The following is a 17,343-nucleotide window of genomic DNA, read 5'->3' as shown; positions in this document are numbered from 1 at the left end:
CTCCTTGCCGGCCGTCCTAACCAATTGGCTTGGGTTTGTCAAATACGTAATCGCCTTTGTGAAAGCCTTCATTCCCGGCCAGCGTCTCAAGAATGCGCGGATCGATGGGATGTCACCCGATTTTGCGCCGCACCGTTTCAGTCCGGCTGAGCCAGACCGCAAACGCGCTCAGCGCGACGATTCGCGGCGATAAAAGCTGGGCGAGATGCCGAATTCGCGCCGGAACAGCCGCGACAGCGTCTGTGGCGTCTCGTAGCCGACCGCCGTCGCAATCTCGATGACCGGCAGGTCGGTTTCCACCAGCATCTCGCAGGCTTTTTCCAGCCTCCGCCGGATCTGGTAGCGGTGCGGCGGATCGCCCACCGACTGCTTGAACGCACGCGCGAAATGAAAGGGCGACAGGCCGGCGATCGCCGCGAGTTCGTTGAGCGCGATCGTCTCGTTCAGCCGCTCATGGATATATTCGGTGGTGCGCCGGATCTGCCAGCCGGCCAGCCCGCCCTTGCGCACGATGGTGCGCGGCATGGGCTCGCCGCGCTCGTTGGCGATGCGCGCCAGCGCCAGCACGAGCACGGTGATCAGTGCATCCCAGGCGAGCCGCGAAGGCGGCTGTTCGCGGTCGAGCAGCTCGATCGCATATTCGCCGAGCTGGGCGATCAGCGGATGGGCAAAGCCGATCATGCTGTCAAAGCTCGGCACATGCTCCATGCCGTCGCGCAGGCAGATTTCGGCGATCAGCGAGCGTTCGAGCTGGATATGCAGGTTGTCGTCGGTCGCCTGGTCGCGCAGCGCCCACCATGACGGGTTGCTGGCCGGAATGATGGCAAACGCGCCGGGGCCGCGCGCGCCGCGCAACGCTTCATCGGCCACCGCGGCGTCGAGGCTGATGCTCGTGCGCCAGATCAGCAGCGCCACCATCTCATTGGCGCGTGCCTCCAGATCCTGGCTCGCCTGCTGGGCGCTGCCGTCGTCGAGCAGCACGCTGACCCCGTTGTGATGCCGGACGATCTTGGTGTTGAGCGGTTCGACGTGGCGCGCACGATCGAAAGCGGTCATGCCGATGTCGAACACGGCGGATGCGGTAGAGTCGCGCATCCTCATGCGCACCCGGCGGCGAGCGTGTCGGCGCAATCATGTCCGTCCGTCTGCATTGACCGCATCCTGCTTTCGCGATCCGACTGTCGGATCGAAACGCGAACCCATCGCCACATCCGATTTTCGGCGATGACTGTCCAAATTTTTGGACATATTCGATGTCAATTATCATTGTCGCTCGTTACGGGTCTGGCTGCAAGTGAAATCACCGGCCCGGCTGCACGGTTCTTGCGCCAGATTGGGGCTTTCGCCTCGGAGCGTGGTGGTCAGCGCGTGCGGGTGGGCCCTGCCGACGGCCGCGCGCGGCAAGTTGTCGATTTACACGAGCCGCGTTTCGATCCTACCTATCGGGGCCGTGTGGCAGCGCGCGACCGTCGCGATCCTGCCAGGCAACGGTGTTTGAAGGGGGAGGCGAAAAGCGGTGAAACGCAACATCATGCTGCTGGCGGGGGCGACCATGCTCGCCGCGTGCGCCGCGCAGGGCGGGGAAGCGAAGTCGGCATCGGCCGCACCCAAATCGTCGAAGCCCGCACCCGGAAAAGGCAAGGGGTTCGACCACAATCCGTTTCCGTCGACCTATCGCGTCTATCCCGGCGTGCCGACCCTGATCACTAACGTGACCATCCTGGATGGCGAGGGCGCGCGGATCGACAATGGCGCGGTCCTGTTCCGCGACGGCAAGGTGGTCGCGCTGGGCCAGCAGATCGCCGCGCCGGAGGGCGCAACGGTCATCGACGGCCGGGGCAAATGGGTAACGCCGGGCATCATCGATGTGCACAGCCATCTGGGCGACTATCCGACCCCGGCGGTGCAGGCGCATTCCGACGGCAACGAGGCGACCGGTCCGGTGACGGCGGAGGTCTGGGCCGAACACAGCGTCTGGCCGCAGGACCCGGGTTTTTCGCGCGCGCTCGCCAATGGCGGGGTGACGACGCTCCAGATCCTGCCCGGATCTGCCAATCTGTTCGGCGGGCGCTCGGTCACGCTCAAGAACGTCTATGCCCGCACGATGCAGGGGATGAAGTTTCCCGGCGCGCCCTATGGCCTGAAGATGGCGTGCGGCGAGAATCCGAAGCGCGTCTATGGCGCCAAGGGCCGCATCCCCTCCACCCGCATGGGCAATGTCGCGGTCGACCGCCAGACCTGGGCCAAGGCGCAGGAATATGACCGCAAATGGGATAAATATGAGGAGGAGGGCGGCGACGCGCCCGGCCGCGACATTCAGATGGATACGCTGCGCGGGGTGCTCGACGGCGAAATCCTCGTCCACAACCACTGCTACCGCGCCGACGAGATGGCCATCGTCATGGATATGGCGAAGGAGTTCGGCTACAAGGTCCGCGCGTTCCACCACGCGGTCGAAAGCTACAAGATCGCCGACCTGCTGAAGGAAAACGACGCCTGCTCGGCGGTCTGGGCCGACTGGTGGGGCTTCAAGATGGAGTCCTACGATGCGATCGGCGAGAATCTGGCGATCCTCGACAAGGAGGGCGCGTGCGCGATGATCCATTCGGACGACGCGAACGGCATTCAGCGTCTGAACCAGGAAATCGCCAAGGTGGTGAAGTCCGCCGAACGCGCCGGCATCCCGATCAGCAAGGAGCGCGCCTGGACCTGGGTCGGCATCAACGCCGCCCGCGCGCTGGGCGTCGAGCAGATGACCGGCAGCCTGAAGCCCGGCAAGATGGCGGACATCGTGCTGTGGAACGGCGATCCGTTCAGCGTCTACACGCGCCCTGAGCGGGTGTGGATCGACGGTGCGCTGATGTTCGACGCGAACAATCCGAAGATGCGGCCGGTTTCCGATTTCGAGCTGGGCCAGCCGGGCGAGGGGGATGTGAAGTGACGATGCGAACCACCCTCATGCGCTTGGCCGGCAGTGCGCTGGCCTTTGCTGCGTTCCCCGCGGCCGCACAGACGGTCGCGATCACCAACGCCAAACTGGTCGTCGGCGACGGCTCCGCCCCGGTTGAAGGCGGCACCGTCGTGATCCGCGACGGCCGGGTCGTCGCGGCGGGTGCCGGTGTCGCCGCGCCGGCAGGGATGCGGGTCATCGACGCAGGTGGCCGGTGGGTATCGCCGGGCATCGTCGCGGGCTTTTCGCGGGTCGGGCTGGTCGATGTCGACGGCGTGCGCGAAACCGACGACAGCGCCGCCGCCGATTCAGTGTTCAACGCCAGTCTGGACATCGCCCCGGCGGTCAACTGGCGCGGGCAGGCGATCACGCTCAACCGCAGCGAAGGCATTACCCGCGCGGTGATCGTGCCCGACACCGGGGCGTCGATCTTTGGCGGACAGGGCGCGATGATCGATCTGGGCAACGACACCAGCCCGATCACGCGCGCCAGGCTGTTCCAGTTCATGGAATATGGCGTGGCGGGCGCGCGTACCGCGGGCGGCAGCCGCCCGGCGGCGATCGCGATGTTCCGGAACGCGTTGTTCGAGGCGCGCGACTATGCGCGCAATCCCGCGAGCTTCAACGATCGCGGCAAGGACGCGCTGCTGACCCGCGCCGACGCCGCCGCGCTCGTGCCGGTGGTGAACGGCCAGCAGAAGCTGCTGATCAAGGTCGATCGCGCGCTCGACATTCAGGTCGTGCTCGGCCTGAAGCGCGAGATGCCCGCGCTCGACATCGTGCTGGTCGGTGCGGTCGAAGGCTGGATGGTCGCGCGCGAGATCGCGGCTGCCGGCGTGCCGGTGATCGCCAACGCGCTCGCCGATCTGCCCGCCGATTTCGACCAGCTGGGCGCGACCCAGTCCAATGTCGGGCGGATGGTCGCGGCAGGGGTCACGGTCGCCATCGGCAATGTCGACGACAATGAAGCGCGCCAGGCACGGCATGTGAAGCAGTTCGCCGGCAACCTCGTCGCGCTGACCCGCGTCCCCGGTGCGACCGGGCTCGACTGGGGCCAGGCGTTCGCGACGATCAGTTCGAAGCCCGCGGAGATCATGGGCATGGGCGGCGAATTGGGCTCGCTGCGCCCGGGGCGGCGCGGCGATGTCGTGATCTGGGACGCCGATCCGCTGGAAATCGGCGCGACGCCGACCGCGGTTTTCATCGACGGGGTCGAACAGCCGCTGGGCAACCGCCAGTTGCGCCTGCGCGACCGCTATCTCGATCCCAAGGAAGGCGCGCTGCCCAAGGCGTACCAGCACTGAGCGGCTGGTTCAGAACGCGCCACGGTTCGTTCCTGTCACCCCGGCGTAGTGCCGGGGTGACGATGGAAATCGCGCGGACGGTCGAAACTCACGCCGTGGCAGGCCCAGGTGCTGCCAGCAATTCGTCGAGGATTTCGTTCAGCGCAACTTGCCACGGGCGGGGCGCGATGCCGTAGTCCCGCGTGATCCGCGCGGTCGACAACAGCGAATTGGCGGGCCGTCGCGCGGGCGTGGGATACTCCGCGCTGGAAATCGGCAGTACCTGTGCCGACGGTCCGCCGCGCGCGGCCGATTCCTTCAGCACCGCTTCGGCGACCCCATGCCACGTGGTCGGCCCCTGATTGGCGAAATGAAAGATGCCGGTCGGTGCGCCGTCATCCTGCGCCATCCGGATGGCGACAGCGGCGAGCGCGGCGGCGAGGTCGGCGGCCGCGGTCAGCGAACCGTGCTGGTCGGCGACGACGCGCAGCACGTCGCGGTCGGCGGCGAGCCGCAACATGGTCTTGACGAAATTGCGGCCGTGCGCGCTGACCACCCAGGCGGTGCGCACGATCGCATGGCGCGGTTGCGCCGTCCCGATCGCCAGCTCGCCCGCCAGCTTCGACGCGCCATAAACGCCGAGCGGCGCGACCGGATCGTCGACCTCCCATGCGCCGGCGCGATCGCCGGGAAAGACATAATCGGTCGAGACGTGAACGATCGGGATGCCCCCGGCCTCAGTTGCGGCGGCGGCGAGCGCTGCGGGGGCCATCGCGTTCACCTGCCACGCGGCGACGACATCGCTTTCGGCCTGATCGACCGCGGTATAGGCCCCCGCGTTGATGATTGCCGCCCACGGGCGCGCCCGCACCGCGGCAGCGATCGATCGCGGATCGGCCAGGTCGAGTTCGCCGCGCGGCGGGGCGACGATCCGCCACCCCGGCGGCATGGCCAGGCGTTGCAGTTCGGTGCCGACCTGCCCCGACCCGCCTGTCACCAGAATCTCGCGCGTGGCCGTCGATGCGCCGTCCATAGTCGCCCTTTCCCGTACCGGCGGCGGCTTGGCATTCGCGGCGCGCCAGATCAACCGGCGATGTCGGCGGGGCCAGCGCGGCCGCATTGCCCTGCGCCACCCGACTGCGTAGAGGCGATGGCGACTGCGCGCGGCCCGGGCTGATCGGGCGCGATCGAACGGGAAGGATGAAGGTGCGCAAGGGGATCATACTCGCCGGGGGTTCGGGCACGCGCCTCTATCCCCTGACCCGCGGCGTCTCGAAGCAGCTGATGCCGGTCTACGACAAGCCGATGATCTATTATCCGCTGTCGACGCTGATGCTGGCGGGGATCCGCGAGGTGCTGGTCATCACCACGCCCCAGGATCAGGCGGCGTTCCGCGCCGTGCTGGGCGACGGCGCGGATCTGGGCATGGCGATCGACTATGCGGTGCAGCCCGAACCCGCGGGGCTGGCCCAGGCCTATCATATCGGCGCCGATTTCGTCGGCGACGCACCCTCCGCGCTCGTGCTGGGCGACAACATCTTTTACGGCCATGGTTTCAGCGAACTGCTGGCGCGGGCGCAGGCACGTACCGACGGGGCGACCGTGTTCGGCTATTATGTCAGCGACGCACGCGCCTATGGCGTCGTGTCCTTCGACGCCGATGGCCGAGCCGAGACGATCGAGGAAAAGCCCGCGGTTCCCAAGTCGAACTATGCGGTCACCGGCCTTTATTTCTACGACGGCGACGCGGTCGCGCTAGCCCGTGACCTGAAGCCATCGCCACGCGGCGAGCTGGAGATCACCGACCTCAACCGGCTGTATCTCGATGCGGGCAAGCTGGCGGTCGAGATCATGGGGCGCGGCTATGCGTGGCTCGACACGGGGACGCATGCATCGTTGATCGACGCCGCGCTCTATGTGCGGATCACCGAAGAGCGCCAGGGCCTGAAAATCTGCTGTCCGGAGGAGATCGCCTGGCGCCAGGGCTTCATCGACGATGCCCAGCTCGAGCGGGTCGCCGCGCCGCTGCGCAAGAGCGGCTATGGCGAATATCTGATGGGCCTGTTGCAGGGCAAGGCCGCGCGCGCATGAAGCGGATCGACACCGAGATCGAGGGGCTGGTGATCCTCGAGCCGAAGGTGTTCGGCGACGATCGCGGCTTCTTCATGGAAAGCTGGAACGCGCGCAGCTTTGCCGAACTCGGTCTCGATCTCGACTTCGTGCAGGACAATCACAGCCGATCGGCGCGCGGCGTGCTGCGCGGCCTGCACTTTCAGAACCCCAATCCGCAGGGCAAGCTGGTTCGTGTCGTCAACGGTTGCGTGTGGGACGTGGCGGTCGATCTGCGGCGCAGCTCGCCCACCTATGGCCGCTGGGTCGGCGTCGAGCTGTCGGCGGCGAACAAGCGCATGTTCTGGGTCCCGCCGGGCTTTGCGCACGGCTTTCTCAGCCTCGCCGACGACACCGACTTCCTCTACAAATGCACCGGCTATTACGATGCCGCGCACGAGCATTCGCTCGCCTGGGACGATCCGGACATCGCGATCGACTGGCCGCTGGGCGATATCGCGCCGCAGATTTCGGCCAAGGACCGCGCCGGGCAGCGCTTTGCCGACATCGCCGCATTCGACTGAGGCCGCGCTTGCGCACCGCCGTCGAAGCGCATTGTTTCCCGGCGTCGCCGTCCGTAAAGCAGCGGTTTCGATTGCAGGACGGCAGTAAAGGATCCGAACAATGGCCAATCTGATCGTGACGGGGGGCGCCGGTTTCATCGGGGCGAACTTCGTCCACCACTGGCGGCGGGTGTCGCCGGCGGACACGATCGTGGTGCTCGATGCGCTGACTTATGCCGGCAATCCCGCGAACATCGCCGGGCTCGACGGGGTCGAGCTGGTCCGGGGCGACATCTGCGACACCGAACTGGTCGGTCGCCTGATCGCCGATCATGCCATCGACACGATCGTGCATTTTGCCGCCGAAAGCCATGTCGACCGCTCGATCAGCGGCCCGGATGCGTTCGTCACCACCAATGTCGTGGGGACGCATAGCCTGCTCAAGGCGGCCAAGGCGGCTTGGCTCGACACCGGCACCGGGAGACCGCACCGCTTCCATCACGTCTCCACCGATGAGGTCTATGGCTCGCTCGGGCCCGACGACGCGGCGTTCAGCGAAACGACGCCCTATGCGCCCAACTCGCCCTATTCGGCGTCGAAGGCGGGCAGCGACCATTTGGTCCGCGCCTATCACCACACCTACGGGCTGGAGACGACGACCAGCAACTGTTCGAACAATTACGGCCCGTTCCAGTTTCCCGAAAAGCTCATTCCGCTATTCACGCTCAATGCGCTCGCCGGCCGCGCGCTGCCGATCTATGGCGACGGGATGAACGTGCGCGACTGGCTGCACGTCGAGGATCATTGTCGCGGGATCGAGCTGATCCTGAAGCACGGCCGGATCGGCGAGACCTACAATGTCGGTGGCGGCCAGGAACTGCCCAATCTGACGGTCGTCGAGGAAATCTGTCGCGGCATCGACGCGGCGTTCGCGGCGGATCCGTCGCTCGCGCGGCGCTTTCCCGGCGCCCCCGCCGCCCAGGGTCGCGCAACCGCCGAGCTCAAGCGGTATGTCGAGGATCGCAAGGGCCATGACCGCCGCTATGCGATCGACGAAACCAAGATCAGGTCGGAACTCGGATATGCCCCCGCGCGCGACTTTGCGCAGGGCTTTGCCGAAACCCTCGCCTGGTATCTCGGCCACGAGGACTGGTGGCAGCCGCTGGTCGCTGCCCGCGTCGCCGCCTGACGATTGCGCGCCGCTCCGGGTGCGTCCGGGTCAGGGTGCCGGCGCGGTGGACTCCGCCGTACGGTCCGCGCGTTCGTCGCGTGCGGCCTCATTCATGCCGATGACGAAGCGCCGGCCCGCAGGCTTGCGCACCGCGGGTGGCCCGGGCGCGGCGGCAGCGGCAGCGCTCGTTCCCGCTGCGCCGGGGGCGGGGCCGTCCGTCGCCACCGCCGCAGCGTCGACCGGCCCGGCCGCGCGCGATGCGGCGTCGCGATAGGCCAGGATCGGCCGGTCCGCGATCGTCGCCACCGTCGGCGTTTCCGGGGTCTCAACGGGCGCGGCCGCGGACATCGCGCTGTCGGGCATGACGCCGATCATCGGTTCGCCGCCCGCATAACGCTGGGTAAAGGCCGTCGGAGTGCCCCAAAAGCCGTTCCAGCGATAGAAGATGTGCCGACCGATGCGGATCGTCTTGGCGAGCGATGACGCCCAATAGGGCACGACATAATCGGCATGATAATGCGTCGCCAGACCGACCGGGGCGTAGACCTGGCCACGCAGCGCCGATTCGGCAACGAAGCGCGCCTGTTCCCATCGGCGCGGATCCGGCGCCCGCGCGGTCGATCCGTCACAGGTGAAGGTGAACTGGCAACCGGTCGGACGATTCGCGCCCTCATAGACGACGCCGCAGACGGTCGAGGGATAGGTTGGGTGCCGCACCCGGTTCAGCACGACCTGCGCGACCGCCTGCTGCCCGCCCAGCGGCTCGTTCCCCGCCTCGTAATAGATCGCCGCGGTCAGGCATCCGACCGACCGGTCCCAATCCGGGCTGCCCGACGCGACGACGAGCGCTGGGGCGGACGGGTTCGGGCCCTTGGCGAACGGGATGCGGGCATTCTCGTCCAACGCTTCCTCGACCGTCAGCTTGCGTAGCGCGGCGGGATCGGACGGCGGCGCCACGGGCGCGATCGGCGGCACGTCGATCACGGTACCGGGTCGCTGCCTGGGCAGGGCCGATGATTCCAGCGCGCGCATGACGAAATAGACATCGGCCGCCGCGAAAATGAGCAGGGCGGCGAGCGCAACGGCCAGAATGAGGTTGCGCCGGTTCCGCCGGCGACGATGCGCCGCGATGTCGATCGCGGGCAAGGGGCGCGGCGACCGGATCGCGGCTGCGTCGCGCCCGCCATCGTGGGGGGCAAGGTCGATTCCGGGCTGCACGATCGTCATCGCGATGCCGGTGCCGGTTGCGCGACGACCGGCGGTGATGGCGTGACGGGCACGCATGGATAGGCGGTCTTCAGCGCGACGAGGATCGCCGAAGCCGCCTGACCAGCGCGGATCTGTTCGTTTCGTGCCGCATAGGCGAGAAAGATGTTGCGCAATTCCGCCTGCGTCGTCGCGGGCGGGATGCAGAATTCACGCTGCTCCAGCCACACTTCGTACGCCCGCGCCATGTCGTGCACTGCAGCGATATAGGCAAAGCAATAGGATGCGCTGGTCTGCGCCGGCTCGCGGCATCGGTCGACCAACTGGCCGGCGGACAGGAACCCCGAACTCTGCGGCGAATCGGACGTCTGGGGGCGCGGCAAATTTTGCGGTGCACCAGACGGCGTTGCAGGCGCGGGTGCAGGCGCGGCTTGCGTCACGGCCGGGCTGCCGACTGCCGCAGCGCCGGTCTGTGATCCCAGGATGGCGAGGGTGAGGAGTGCGTAAAACATCGGGTGGTAAGTCAGCCTCGTGTCGCCATTTGGCAAGGTCGGGTCGATAGCAGGCACCTGCCGCTCAAGCCATCGGTGACGGTCGCGCGTGCCTCTACCACTTATTCGGCCGTTCTCGCTACGCCTGTACGGGGTCGCAGGCACCTTGTCCTTGAACGGGACAAGCGCGTCCGTCGGGCCGTCGCATTATCAGGCCGTTCAACCGACAAATCCTGTCTGCCGCGGTTGCGGCGCCTTCGCAATTGCGTCATTTCCTGCCCTGACTCGCACGCTAGGGAACTTCAAAAGGGGATCGACCTTCCGAACGCGTCAATTTCCGTTGCCCGGCATCTCAAGGCTCGGCCGGCACGGCTTCGGAATTATGTTGCATTGCAGCGATTGTGTTGCACGCGCAAAACCCTTAAGTAACGCTCGATTAACTTGAATGACTCAACGCGACCGTGAGCCAGGCGCGTCATAAAGAAAGGGAGCTTTCATGGACGTAGCGATTTCGGCCACCCAATCAGCCAATCGAGCGTCTGGAAAGTCGACCGGTTCCGAATCGGCCGCAGGTCTTACCTCCGCCCTCGTCCGGGCGGCGGACATCACGCTGGCGATGGCGGCCTTGATCTTCCTGGCACCGTTGCTGCTCCTGGTCATGCTGGCGATCTACCTGTCCGATCGCGGGCCGGTGATTTTCGCGCATCGTCGGCTTGGCCGCGATGGCCGCGAGTTCGGCTGTCTCAAGTTTCGCAGCATGGTGACCGACTCGCAGGAGCGTCTCCGCCACATTCTGGAAACCGATCCGGTCGCCCGTGAAGAGTGGATGCGCGACTGCAAGCTGCGCAACGACCCGCGGATCACCAAGGTCGGGAGCTTCATCCGCAAGACGAGCATCGACGAACTGCCCCAGCTCTGGAACGTGATCCGTGGCGAGATGAGCATCGTCGGGCCGCGGCCGATCATCGCGGCCGAGCGCGAGCGCTATGGCCGCTATTTCGCGCACTATGCGGCGGTTCGCCCCGGCCTGACGGGGCTTTGGCAGGTCAGCGGGCGCAACGACACCACCTATCGCCGCCGCGTGGCATGCGACGTCGTCTATGCCCGCCGCTTTTCCTTTTCGTTCAATGTCGCGATCATCGCGAAGACGATCCCCGCTGTTGTCATGAGCCGCGGCAGCTACTGATCGCCTGCGGCGACGACGCCGCTTTCCGACATTAGACCATGTGCCCGCCGACAGGGCGGGCTCCGTCCCGACTGTGACCTATTTATGGCGCAGTTGGGACTATCAATTGTGCGCGGACCGTCTATATTTGACACATAATCGTAATGACTTTTCTCAGGAGAGAGTCCGTGCGTGCACACGCGAGCTACAGAGTGAGTGGAAATCTCGCTCGCGCCATGGCGGTGGCGTTGCCCCTGTCGCTGATGCTTTGGCTGCTGATCGGCAGCGCGCTGCTCGCGGTGCTCCCGAACGCGGGATAAGCTTCCGCCATTCCGGCGTGTTACTGGCAACCAAGGGGCGGTGGTCCCTTGCGTCCCACCGCCCCGAAGGCGTTGCGCGGATGTAACATGGGCGTCTTTGCCGCGCGCGCTTAATCCCGCCCGAACAAACCTGCCTTGCGCACCGCCGCGCGTGCCGCGACCCATGCCGCCAGCTCGCTCGACGGGTGCAGCCCGTCATTCACCGCCACGCCGCGCACTGGCACGCCCGATGCCATCGCCCCGGTGATCGCCGGGAACACGGTGCAGGTGACGTTGCCGACCCCGCTCACCGCGGTGACCGTCGTCACCGCTGCGCCGGCCTGGCCCGCGTTGATGGCGATCGCCGCGCCGACCGGGATCGGCCCGCGCACCGTGATCGACGTGGCACCCGCCAGCGTCGCCGCCTGCAGCGTCGTGTTGATGGTCGAGAAATCCGCGCGCCACTTGCCTTCCGCCGCCGCGCCCAGCGTCTCGCGCCCGTCGAACAGGTGCCCGATGAACTCGAACGCATCGACCCCGGCGGGCAGGCCCGCCAGCGCGTTCTGCACCTGCTGGGTGAACCCGCTCGGCCAGTCATGCGACGTGACGAACGCCTGCCCGGCGGCGGTGGTGAACTGGCTCGTGTCCGTCGTCGTGTAGGGCGTGAAGCCCAGCTGCAGCAGCGGCACCGGCCAGATCGCCTTGGCCAGGTTGTTGCTCACCGTGATGCGGTCGCGCCAGGTGTTGAGCGATCCGGTCGCATCGTTCAGACCCATCTGGTTGATGATGCGCGTGAAGGGCAGGTTGGGCAGCGCCGCCATCATCTCGCCGCGCCGCGTGAAATGCGACGCCAGCGTGTTCTGGCGACATGCGGCCGATGGCGCGGCCAGCTTGCCATAGGCGATGCGCCGCGCGCCGCCTTCGGTGCTGTCCAGCCAGCGCGCGACCCAGCCGCGATTGTTGCGCGCATCGGCAGTGTTGCTCGCTTCGCCCGTGCCGAACGCGATGCTGTCGCCCAGCACCAGCACTACGTCGCGCCCGTCGCCGCCCTGCGCTACGGCGGCGTTCGGGCCATAGGCATAAAGGTCCGACGGCGCATTGTTGGGGATGGTGCCGCCCGTCAGGAATGATGCGCGCGACGTGCTGGCGACCGACCACGCATCGCCATTGGCGGTGACGGGGAAAAAGCTGCCGATCATCGCAGCCGATCCCACCACGGCGCGCCACGCGGTGACGATGCCGATGCGCGATCGCGGCGGCACGAGCAGGTCGATGGGATCGCTCCAGACCCCCGCACCGGGTGCCAGGGTGGTTCCGGGCTGACCCGAAAAGCTCAATTGCCGTCGCACCCCGCCCGTGATGATCGCCGCTCCCTCGATCACGACCGGCTGGTTGCCGTCGACCTCCTGGGTCAACGATCCGGCGTTGCCCCTCAGCACCCAGTTGCTGAAATAGAAGCGATATCCGGTGACGGGGTAGTCGGGCGACCAGGCGTTCTTGATCGACGCGCCGTATTCGTGGGACGAATTGGTCGTGTAGATCGACAGATGCTGGTTCGCCTCCAGCCCCGACGCCGCAAACAGCCAGGGGGCGCTCTCCGGGATCGACGGCACCCCCCGGGTGCGGGCTACGGCCAGGCCGCGCGCCACGACGTCGAGGCTCATTGTGCCACCCGATAGCTGACGGTGCCGGACGACAGCGTCATCGACAGCGCATAGGTCGCTGCCGCGTCCCCTTCCTCAGTCACCGGCTCGTTGCAATTGGCGGTGAACTGGCCCCAGCTGCCGCCGGCGACCGTCAATGGCGACCAGGTCGCGCCACCATCGGTCGATCGCACCACCCGCACCGTGCCGGTCCAGGTGCCGGTCAGCGTGACCCAGATCGGGCGGCCCAGCTCCGGGTCGAACGACGGCGTCGTGCCGCTCGCGCTCGCCGATCCGGTCAGCGGCGTCGACGTGGCTGCACTGGTCCTGCCCGCGACGGGCAGGGGATTTGTGCCGCTCACATGAACGCCGTCGCCGTCAATGTTCGCAAACGCAGCAAGCTGCGCCGTGATGTACCCGGCGGGCGCCTCGACCCGAAGCGGGGGTGGTGCATTCATCCGACATCTCCTCATTGTTCATGATATGTTCCATATCCATTTGACGCGCTGTAGGACAGCGTGCCGAGGCGACGCATGACGACGCGAAAAAAACACCGCCCGGCGTTTGTGCAATGACTTGGATAATTGTCGATCTACTGCAGGTTTATGGGCCGTTCACCATTGCATTTACACGCAATTTAACGGGCACGGGGCAATGACCGGGCCAGTGAGCAGGGGTTGTGCTCGCTGGGGAGTTTTTCATGGCAATCGCGACATCCATGGCTGCCTTGCAGGCAGTCAACATTCAAGCTGCGACCAAAATCCATAGTAGTGTAGCTCAGATCGTCGAGCTTTCTGCTGTTGAATCGAAAACCTATTTTCGGTTCAGTTCATCGCATGATGTGACATTCTTTCAGGATGATGGTCGTACGCTGGAGCGGTTGCATGTCGAGGGTGGATATGATGTTCGGCTGATCGGTGCGAACTTTCAACCCGTCGCTGAAAGTTCTTCCGCCACACTGCTGTTCAAGACCGTCTCAAATTCGGTCAATGTGATCGGTACCCGGATCGACCTGGGCGATGCGTCGGCGCGCGACGGCATTGCGGTTGATGGCGGCCCGTTCCGTCCGGACGTGACCATCGAACGGTCGATGGTCCTCGACGTATCGGGTACGCATGCGGGCGTTCATGGCGACATCTTCCAGGCCTATGGCGGGATCGGTGCCCTGACGATTTCGGATTTCGTCGGGACCACCAACTATCAGGGCATATTTCTGGGCGGCACGTCGGGCCAGATCCCGAGCCGGGTCACGCTGGACAATGTGCATCTGGGCTATGCGGCCGGCCCCAACGCCTATCCGGTCCTGCTCTGGCTTGGCGGGGGCAGCGACACCCGGTTCTCGACGACCCTGCGTGACGTGACGCTCGACACCCAGGCCGCATCGCGCGGCACCGATTATGCGACGATGGTCCATCAGGGTGATGCGCTGGTCCGGACCAGCCTGACCGGTGGCCGGGTCAGCTTTGCGACCGCCGACGTCACGGGCGGCTTGTCCTTCGGGAACGGCGATGCGGTTCGCAGCTCGATCGGTGCGGTCGGGGCGGGTTTCGACAGCGTCGGTGAACTGGCGCGCAGCTTCGGCGTGGACCGCGTCGTCGACGGCACCGACGGCGCCGATCGCCTAGTTTCGCCGCACGCCGCGATCCTGCTTGCCGGCAGCGGCAACGACACCCTCGTCGGTGGGGCCGGCCGCGACTATCTCAGCGGCGGCTGGGGCGCCGACGTGATGAGCGGCGGCGGCGGCGATGACGTCTACGTCGTCGACAACAGCTGGGACCAGGTGATCGAGGGCGCGGGGGAAGGCAATGACACCGTCCTCAGCACGATCAGCTACACGCTCGGCGCACATGTCGAAAATCTGACGCTGGCCGGTACCGGCGCGATCAACGGCACCGGCAATGCCGCAGCGAACGTCATCGTCGGCGGCCTGGGTGCCAACCGCCTGTCCGGTGGCGGCGGCAACGACCAGCTTCAGGGAGCGGAAGGAAATGACGTCCTGAACGGCGACGCGGGCGACGATACGCTCGACGGCGGGACGGGGCAGGACACGCTCACCGGGGGTGACGGCAACGACGTCTATGTGGTCGATGATCGCGCGGACGTGGTGGTTGAAAGCAGTGCCGCGGCGTCCGGGATCGACACGGTGATCAGCTCGGTGACCTACACGCTGGGCAACAACGTCGAAAATCTGGTGCTGACGGGCACGGCGTCGCTGTCGGGGACGGGCAACGCGCTCGACAACGCCATGCGCGGCAATGATGGGGCGAATGTCCTGAACGGCCTGGCCGGCGATGATGCCCTGTTGGGTGGTGCGGGCAACGACACCTTGTCCGGTGGTGACGGCAATGACCGGCTCGACGGCGGCGCGGGCGTCGACCGACTGGCGGGCGGTGCCGGCAACGACATCTTCGTCTTCCGGCCCGGTGAGGCGAATGGGGATCGGGTGACCGATTTCGCGGCGGGCGACCGCCTGAGTCTCGAAGGCTATGGCCGTGGAGCCACGGTCAGCGTCAGCGGCAACGTCCTGACCGTGCGCCATGCCGGCGGCGAGGACCGGATCACCGTCGATGGTGCGCCGCTCAAGTCCTCCGACTGGTCGCTGGTCGATGCCGCCGCGACCCCTGTCGCCGCACCGGACCTCTCGACGCTGATCAAGGCACCGGTCGATGTCGTCTCGAAACCACTGGTCGATAACGTTGCGACCGTGATCGATACGGGCCCGCGAACCTCGGTCTACATCAACAACAATTCGGCCGATGTCGCCGTGGCCGAACAGTTTCTCGGCCGCAAACTCGACGCGATCCAGCTGCACGGCGGCGTCGCCAGCTGGGACGACTGGCTGAGCTCGCCGGCATGGATCGCCGATCAGGTCGCGAACGTCGCGGCCGATAAGATGTGGTCGATCGGCCTGATCCCGTGGGGGGCGTCGCTCGCCCAGGCCGCGGCGGGTGCCTATGACGACAAATATGTCGCGCTCGCGCGCCAGTTCGTCGAAAAATCCGCCGGGGACGCCCAGATTTACATCCGCGTCGGATGGGAGATGAACACGACGGGCTGGAACCCGTGGTCGGCGATCGGTCAGGAAGATCAGTATGTCGGCGCGTTTCGCAACTTCGTCGACGCCTTCCGCTCGGTTTCTGACAAGTTCGTGTTCGAATGGGCACCCAATATCAACACCGGGGTCAATACCGAGCGCTTCTATCCGGGCGACGACTATGTCGACGTGATCGGCTTCGACTTTTACTATGACATCCGGTGGGATCCAAAGGACCCGGTCGAAGCCTGGAATTACTTCGTCAGCCAGCCGTTCGGCCTGCAGTGGCAACAGGATTTCGCCCGCGCGCATGGCAAGCCGACCGCCGCGTCGGAATGGGGCGTTAATAGCGACACTGCCGGGCCGTTCATCGCGCTGGCGGCGCAATGGTTCAAGGACCATGGCTTTCTGTACCAGAACTATTGGAACTCCGACCTCGCGTTCAGCGGCAGCCTCACCGACGGCAGCTATCCGGACGCGGCCAAGGTTTTTCAGGACGTTTTCGGTGCCCAATCCTATGCCGGCCCCGTCACCGTGGGGCCGGCACCCGCGTCGGATGCCGTCGAGGCCAGCCGGGGGCCGCGGGCCGACTTCATGCTTGCGACGACGGGCGATGATGTTTTCGCCGTCGATCACGCCGGCGACGTGGTCAGCCCCGACCTGGGCGGGGTCGACCTGGTCAAGAGCACGGTGTCCTACACCCTGGGCGCCGGACTTGAGAACCTGAAGCTCGACGGCGCGTCGGCCATCGACGGTCATGGCAACAGCCTCGACAACGTGCTTGGCGGCAATGATGCGGCCAACCGGCTTTTTGGCAATGCCGGGAACGACACGCTGCGCGGCTTTGGCGGCGACGACTATCTCGACGGCGGCTGGGGCAATGATCTGCTCGACGGCGGGTCGGGCGCGGATACCATGTCCGGCGGTGACGGCAACGACGTGTTCGTGGTCAATCACGCGGGCGATACCGTGGTCGAATGGATCAATGCGGGCAAGGGCGGGACGGATACGGTCGTCAGCGCGGTCGATTACACGCTGGGGTCGGCGCTCGAGAATCTGGTGCTCAACGGCAGCGCACCGACGAGCGCGCGGGGCAATGCGCTCGCCAATATCCTGATCGGCAATCGCGGCAACAACGTGCTGCGTGGCGAGGGCGGCGACGATGTCCTCAACGGCGGCCGCGGCGCGGACATGCTCTACGGCGGCACGGGCAACGACGTTTTCGTGTTTCGCGCGGGCGAAGCGAACGGCGATCGGATCATGGACTTCGCGCGCGGGGATCGCATCCGGCTCGAAGGCTACGGGTCGGGGGCTTATGCGACGGTCAGCGGGACGCAGCTCACCATCCATCATGGTGGGGGCCGCGAGGTCGTCGACGTCGCCGGCGTGCCCGTCCAGCCGGGCGAGTGGTCCTTCGGCGCGATCACGCCGAATGCGGCGGAAGCGGCACTGACGTCGGTCGGCATGACGGTGGCCTGATCCGTCCGGT

14 protein-coding genes are annotated in these 17,343 nt (G+C 66.3%); 8 read left to right on the top strand and 6 right to left on the bottom strand.

Going from position 1 to position 17,343, the window contains the following annotated elements; genetic code table 11:
* A partial coding sequence (locus tag AX676_RS18230) for a hypothetical protein (RefSeq protein ID WP_231726094.1) occupies positions 1–193 on the top strand: 193 nt, incomplete at its 5' end.
* Here the strand turns inward: AX676_RS18230 and AX676_RS05855 are convergent.
* Positions 169–1,095: an AraC family transcriptional regulator gene (locus AX676_RS05855; protein WP_066480283.1), complete on the bottom strand. Its 927-nt coding sequence runs from the start codon at positions 1,093–1,095 to the stop codon at positions 169–171. The genes AX676_RS18230 and AX676_RS05855 overlap by 25 nt on opposite strands.
* A 436-nt stretch (positions 1,096–1,531) precedes the next feature.
* Between AX676_RS05855 and AX676_RS05850 the strand changes: the two genes are divergently transcribed.
* Both AX676_RS05850 and AX676_RS05845 read left to right on the top strand, forming a co-directional pair.
* The gene (locus AX676_RS05850; protein WP_197417129.1) at positions 1,532–2,941 is read left to right on the top strand and encodes an amidohydrolase; all 1,410 of its coding nucleotides are present in this window, start codon (positions 1,532–1,534) and stop codon (positions 2,939–2,941) included.
* A gap of 2 nt (positions 2,942–2,943) precedes the next feature.
* A complete protein-coding gene (locus tag AX676_RS05845) occupies positions 2,944–4,254 on the top strand; it encodes an amidohydrolase family protein (protein WP_066480581.1) in 1,311 nt (436 codons plus the stop codon).
* An 88-nt stretch (positions 4,255–4,342) separates the two neighbouring features.
* On the opposite strand, the gene rfbD is transcribed toward AX676_RS05845, so the two are convergent.
* Positions 4,343–5,266 carry a dTDP-4-dehydrorhamnose reductase gene (gene rfbD / locus AX676_RS05840; protein WP_066480285.1) on the bottom strand — a complete coding sequence of 308 codons (924 nt, stop codon included), beginning with the start codon at positions 5,264–5,266 and terminating at the stop codon, positions 4,343–4,345.
* 173 nt (positions 5,267–5,439) lie between these two features.
* On the opposite strand from rfbD, the gene rfbA reads away from it, so the two are divergent.
* From rfbA to rfbB, 3 genes are all read left to right on the top strand, one after another.
* Complete coding sequence (gene rfbA / locus AX676_RS05835; protein ID WP_066480583.1) at positions 5,440–6,324, top strand: glucose-1-phosphate thymidylyltransferase RfbA; 885 nt, start codon at positions 5,440–5,442, stop codon at positions 6,322–6,324.
* Positions 6,321–6,866, top strand: coding sequence for a dTDP-4-dehydrorhamnose 3,5-epimerase (rfbC, locus tag AX676_RS05830; protein ID WP_066480286.1), 546 nt, complete (start codon positions 6,321–6,323; stop codon positions 6,864–6,866). Before rfbA ends, rfbC begins: the two co-directional genes overlap by 4 nt.
* A 100-nt stretch (positions 6,867–6,966) precedes the next feature.
* On the top strand, positions 6,967–8,034 hold the full coding sequence (gene rfbB / locus AX676_RS05825) for a dTDP-glucose 4,6-dehydratase (RefSeq protein WP_066480288.1): 1,068 nt from the start codon (positions 6,967–6,969) through the stop codon (positions 8,032–8,034).
* A gap of 30 nt (positions 8,035–8,064) precedes the next feature.
* Here rfbB and AX676_RS05820 read toward each other — a convergent pair whose 3' ends face one another.
* Positions 8,065–9,300 (bottom strand): cell wall hydrolase, encoded by a 1,236-nt coding sequence (locus tag AX676_RS05820; RefSeq protein WP_066480289.1) that lies wholly within the window; start codon positions 9,298–9,300, stop codon positions 8,065–8,067.
* Positions 9,240–9,734, bottom strand: coding sequence for a Rap1a/Tai family immunity protein (locus AX676_RS17690; protein WP_066480290.1), 495 nt, complete (start codon positions 9,732–9,734; stop codon positions 9,240–9,242). Before AX676_RS17690 ends, AX676_RS05820 begins: the two co-directional genes overlap by 61 nt.
* Positions 9,735–10,209: 475 nt before the next feature.
* Here AX676_RS17690 and AX676_RS05810 point away from each other — a divergent pair, with 475 nt between their 5' ends.
* The gene (locus AX676_RS05810; RefSeq protein ID WP_066544194.1) at positions 10,210–10,899 is read left to right on the top strand and encodes a sugar transferase; all 690 of its coding nucleotides are present in this window, start codon (positions 10,210–10,212) and stop codon (positions 10,897–10,899) included.
* A 409-nt stretch (positions 10,900–11,308) separates the two neighbouring features.
* Here AX676_RS05810 and AX676_RS05805 read toward each other — a convergent pair whose 3' ends face one another.
* Both AX676_RS05805 and AX676_RS05800 read right to left on the bottom strand, forming a co-directional pair.
* Entirely contained in the window at positions 11,309–12,841 is a 1,533-nt protein-coding gene (locus AX676_RS05805) for a hypothetical protein (RefSeq protein ID WP_066480291.1), read from the bottom strand.
* Positions 12,838–13,278, bottom strand: a complete 441-nt coding sequence (locus tag AX676_RS05800) for a hypothetical protein (RefSeq protein ID WP_066480292.1) — start codon at positions 13,276–13,278, stop codon at positions 12,838–12,840. The genes AX676_RS05805 and AX676_RS05800 overlap by 4 nt, the downstream gene beginning before the upstream one ends.
* 383 nt (positions 13,279–13,661) lie before the next feature.
* Here AX676_RS05800 and AX676_RS05795 point away from each other — a divergent pair, with 383 nt between their 5' ends.
* Positions 13,662–17,333 (top strand): glycosyl hydrolase, encoded by a 3,672-nt coding sequence (locus AX676_RS05795; RefSeq protein WP_066544179.1) that lies wholly within the window; start codon positions 13,662–13,664, stop codon positions 17,331–17,333.
* The last annotated feature ends 10 nt before the right edge of the window (positions 17,334–17,343 follow it).

This window comes from Sphingomonas sp. CCH21-G11 (genome assembly GCF_001555965.1).
Classification (GTDB): domain Bacteria; phylum Pseudomonadota; class Alphaproteobacteria; order Sphingomonadales; family Sphingomonadaceae; genus Sphingomonas.
Note: the sequence above shows the minus strand (reverse complement) of the source record. Positions and strands in the feature narration are given on the sequence as shown.

Coding starts and splice junctions, on each gene's coding strand:
- AX676_RS05855 (WP_066480283.1), bottom strand. CDS start 1,095: ATGCGCGACTCTACCGCATCCGCCGTGTTCGACATCGGCATGACCGCT.
- AX676_RS05850 (WP_197417129.1), top strand. CDS start 1,532: ATGCTGCTGGCGGGGGCGACCATGCTCGCCGCGTGCGCCGCGCAGGGC.
- AX676_RS05845 (WP_066480581.1), top strand. CDS start 2,944: ATGCGAACCACCCTCATGCGCTTGGCCGGCAGTGCGCTGGCCTTTGCT.
- rfbD (WP_066480285.1), bottom strand. CDS start 5,266: ATGGACGGCGCATCGACGGCCACGCGCGAGATTCTGGTGACAGGCGGG.
- rfbC (WP_066480286.1), top strand. CDS start 6,321: ATGAAGCGGATCGACACCGAGATCGAGGGGCTGGTGATCCTCGAGCCG.
- rfbB (WP_066480288.1), top strand. CDS start 6,967: ATGGCCAATCTGATCGTGACGGGGGGCGCCGGTTTCATCGGGGCGAAC.
- AX676_RS05820 (WP_066480289.1), bottom strand. CDS start 9,300: ATGCGTGCCCGTCACGCCATCACCGCCGGTCGTCGCGCAACCGGCACC.
- AX676_RS17690 (WP_066480290.1), bottom strand. CDS start 9,734: ATGTTTTACGCACTCCTCACCCTCGCCATCCTGGGATCACAGACCGGC.
- AX676_RS05810 (WP_066544194.1), top strand. CDS start 10,210: ATGGACGTAGCGATTTCGGCCACCCAATCAGCCAATCGAGCGTCTGGA.
- AX676_RS05805 (WP_066480291.1), bottom strand. CDS start 12,841: ATGAGCCTCGACGTCGTGGCGCGCGGCCTGGCCGTAGCCCGCACCCGG.
- AX676_RS05800 (WP_066480292.1), bottom strand. CDS start 13,278: ATGAATGCACCACCCCCGCTTCGGGTCGAGGCGCCCGCCGGGTACATC.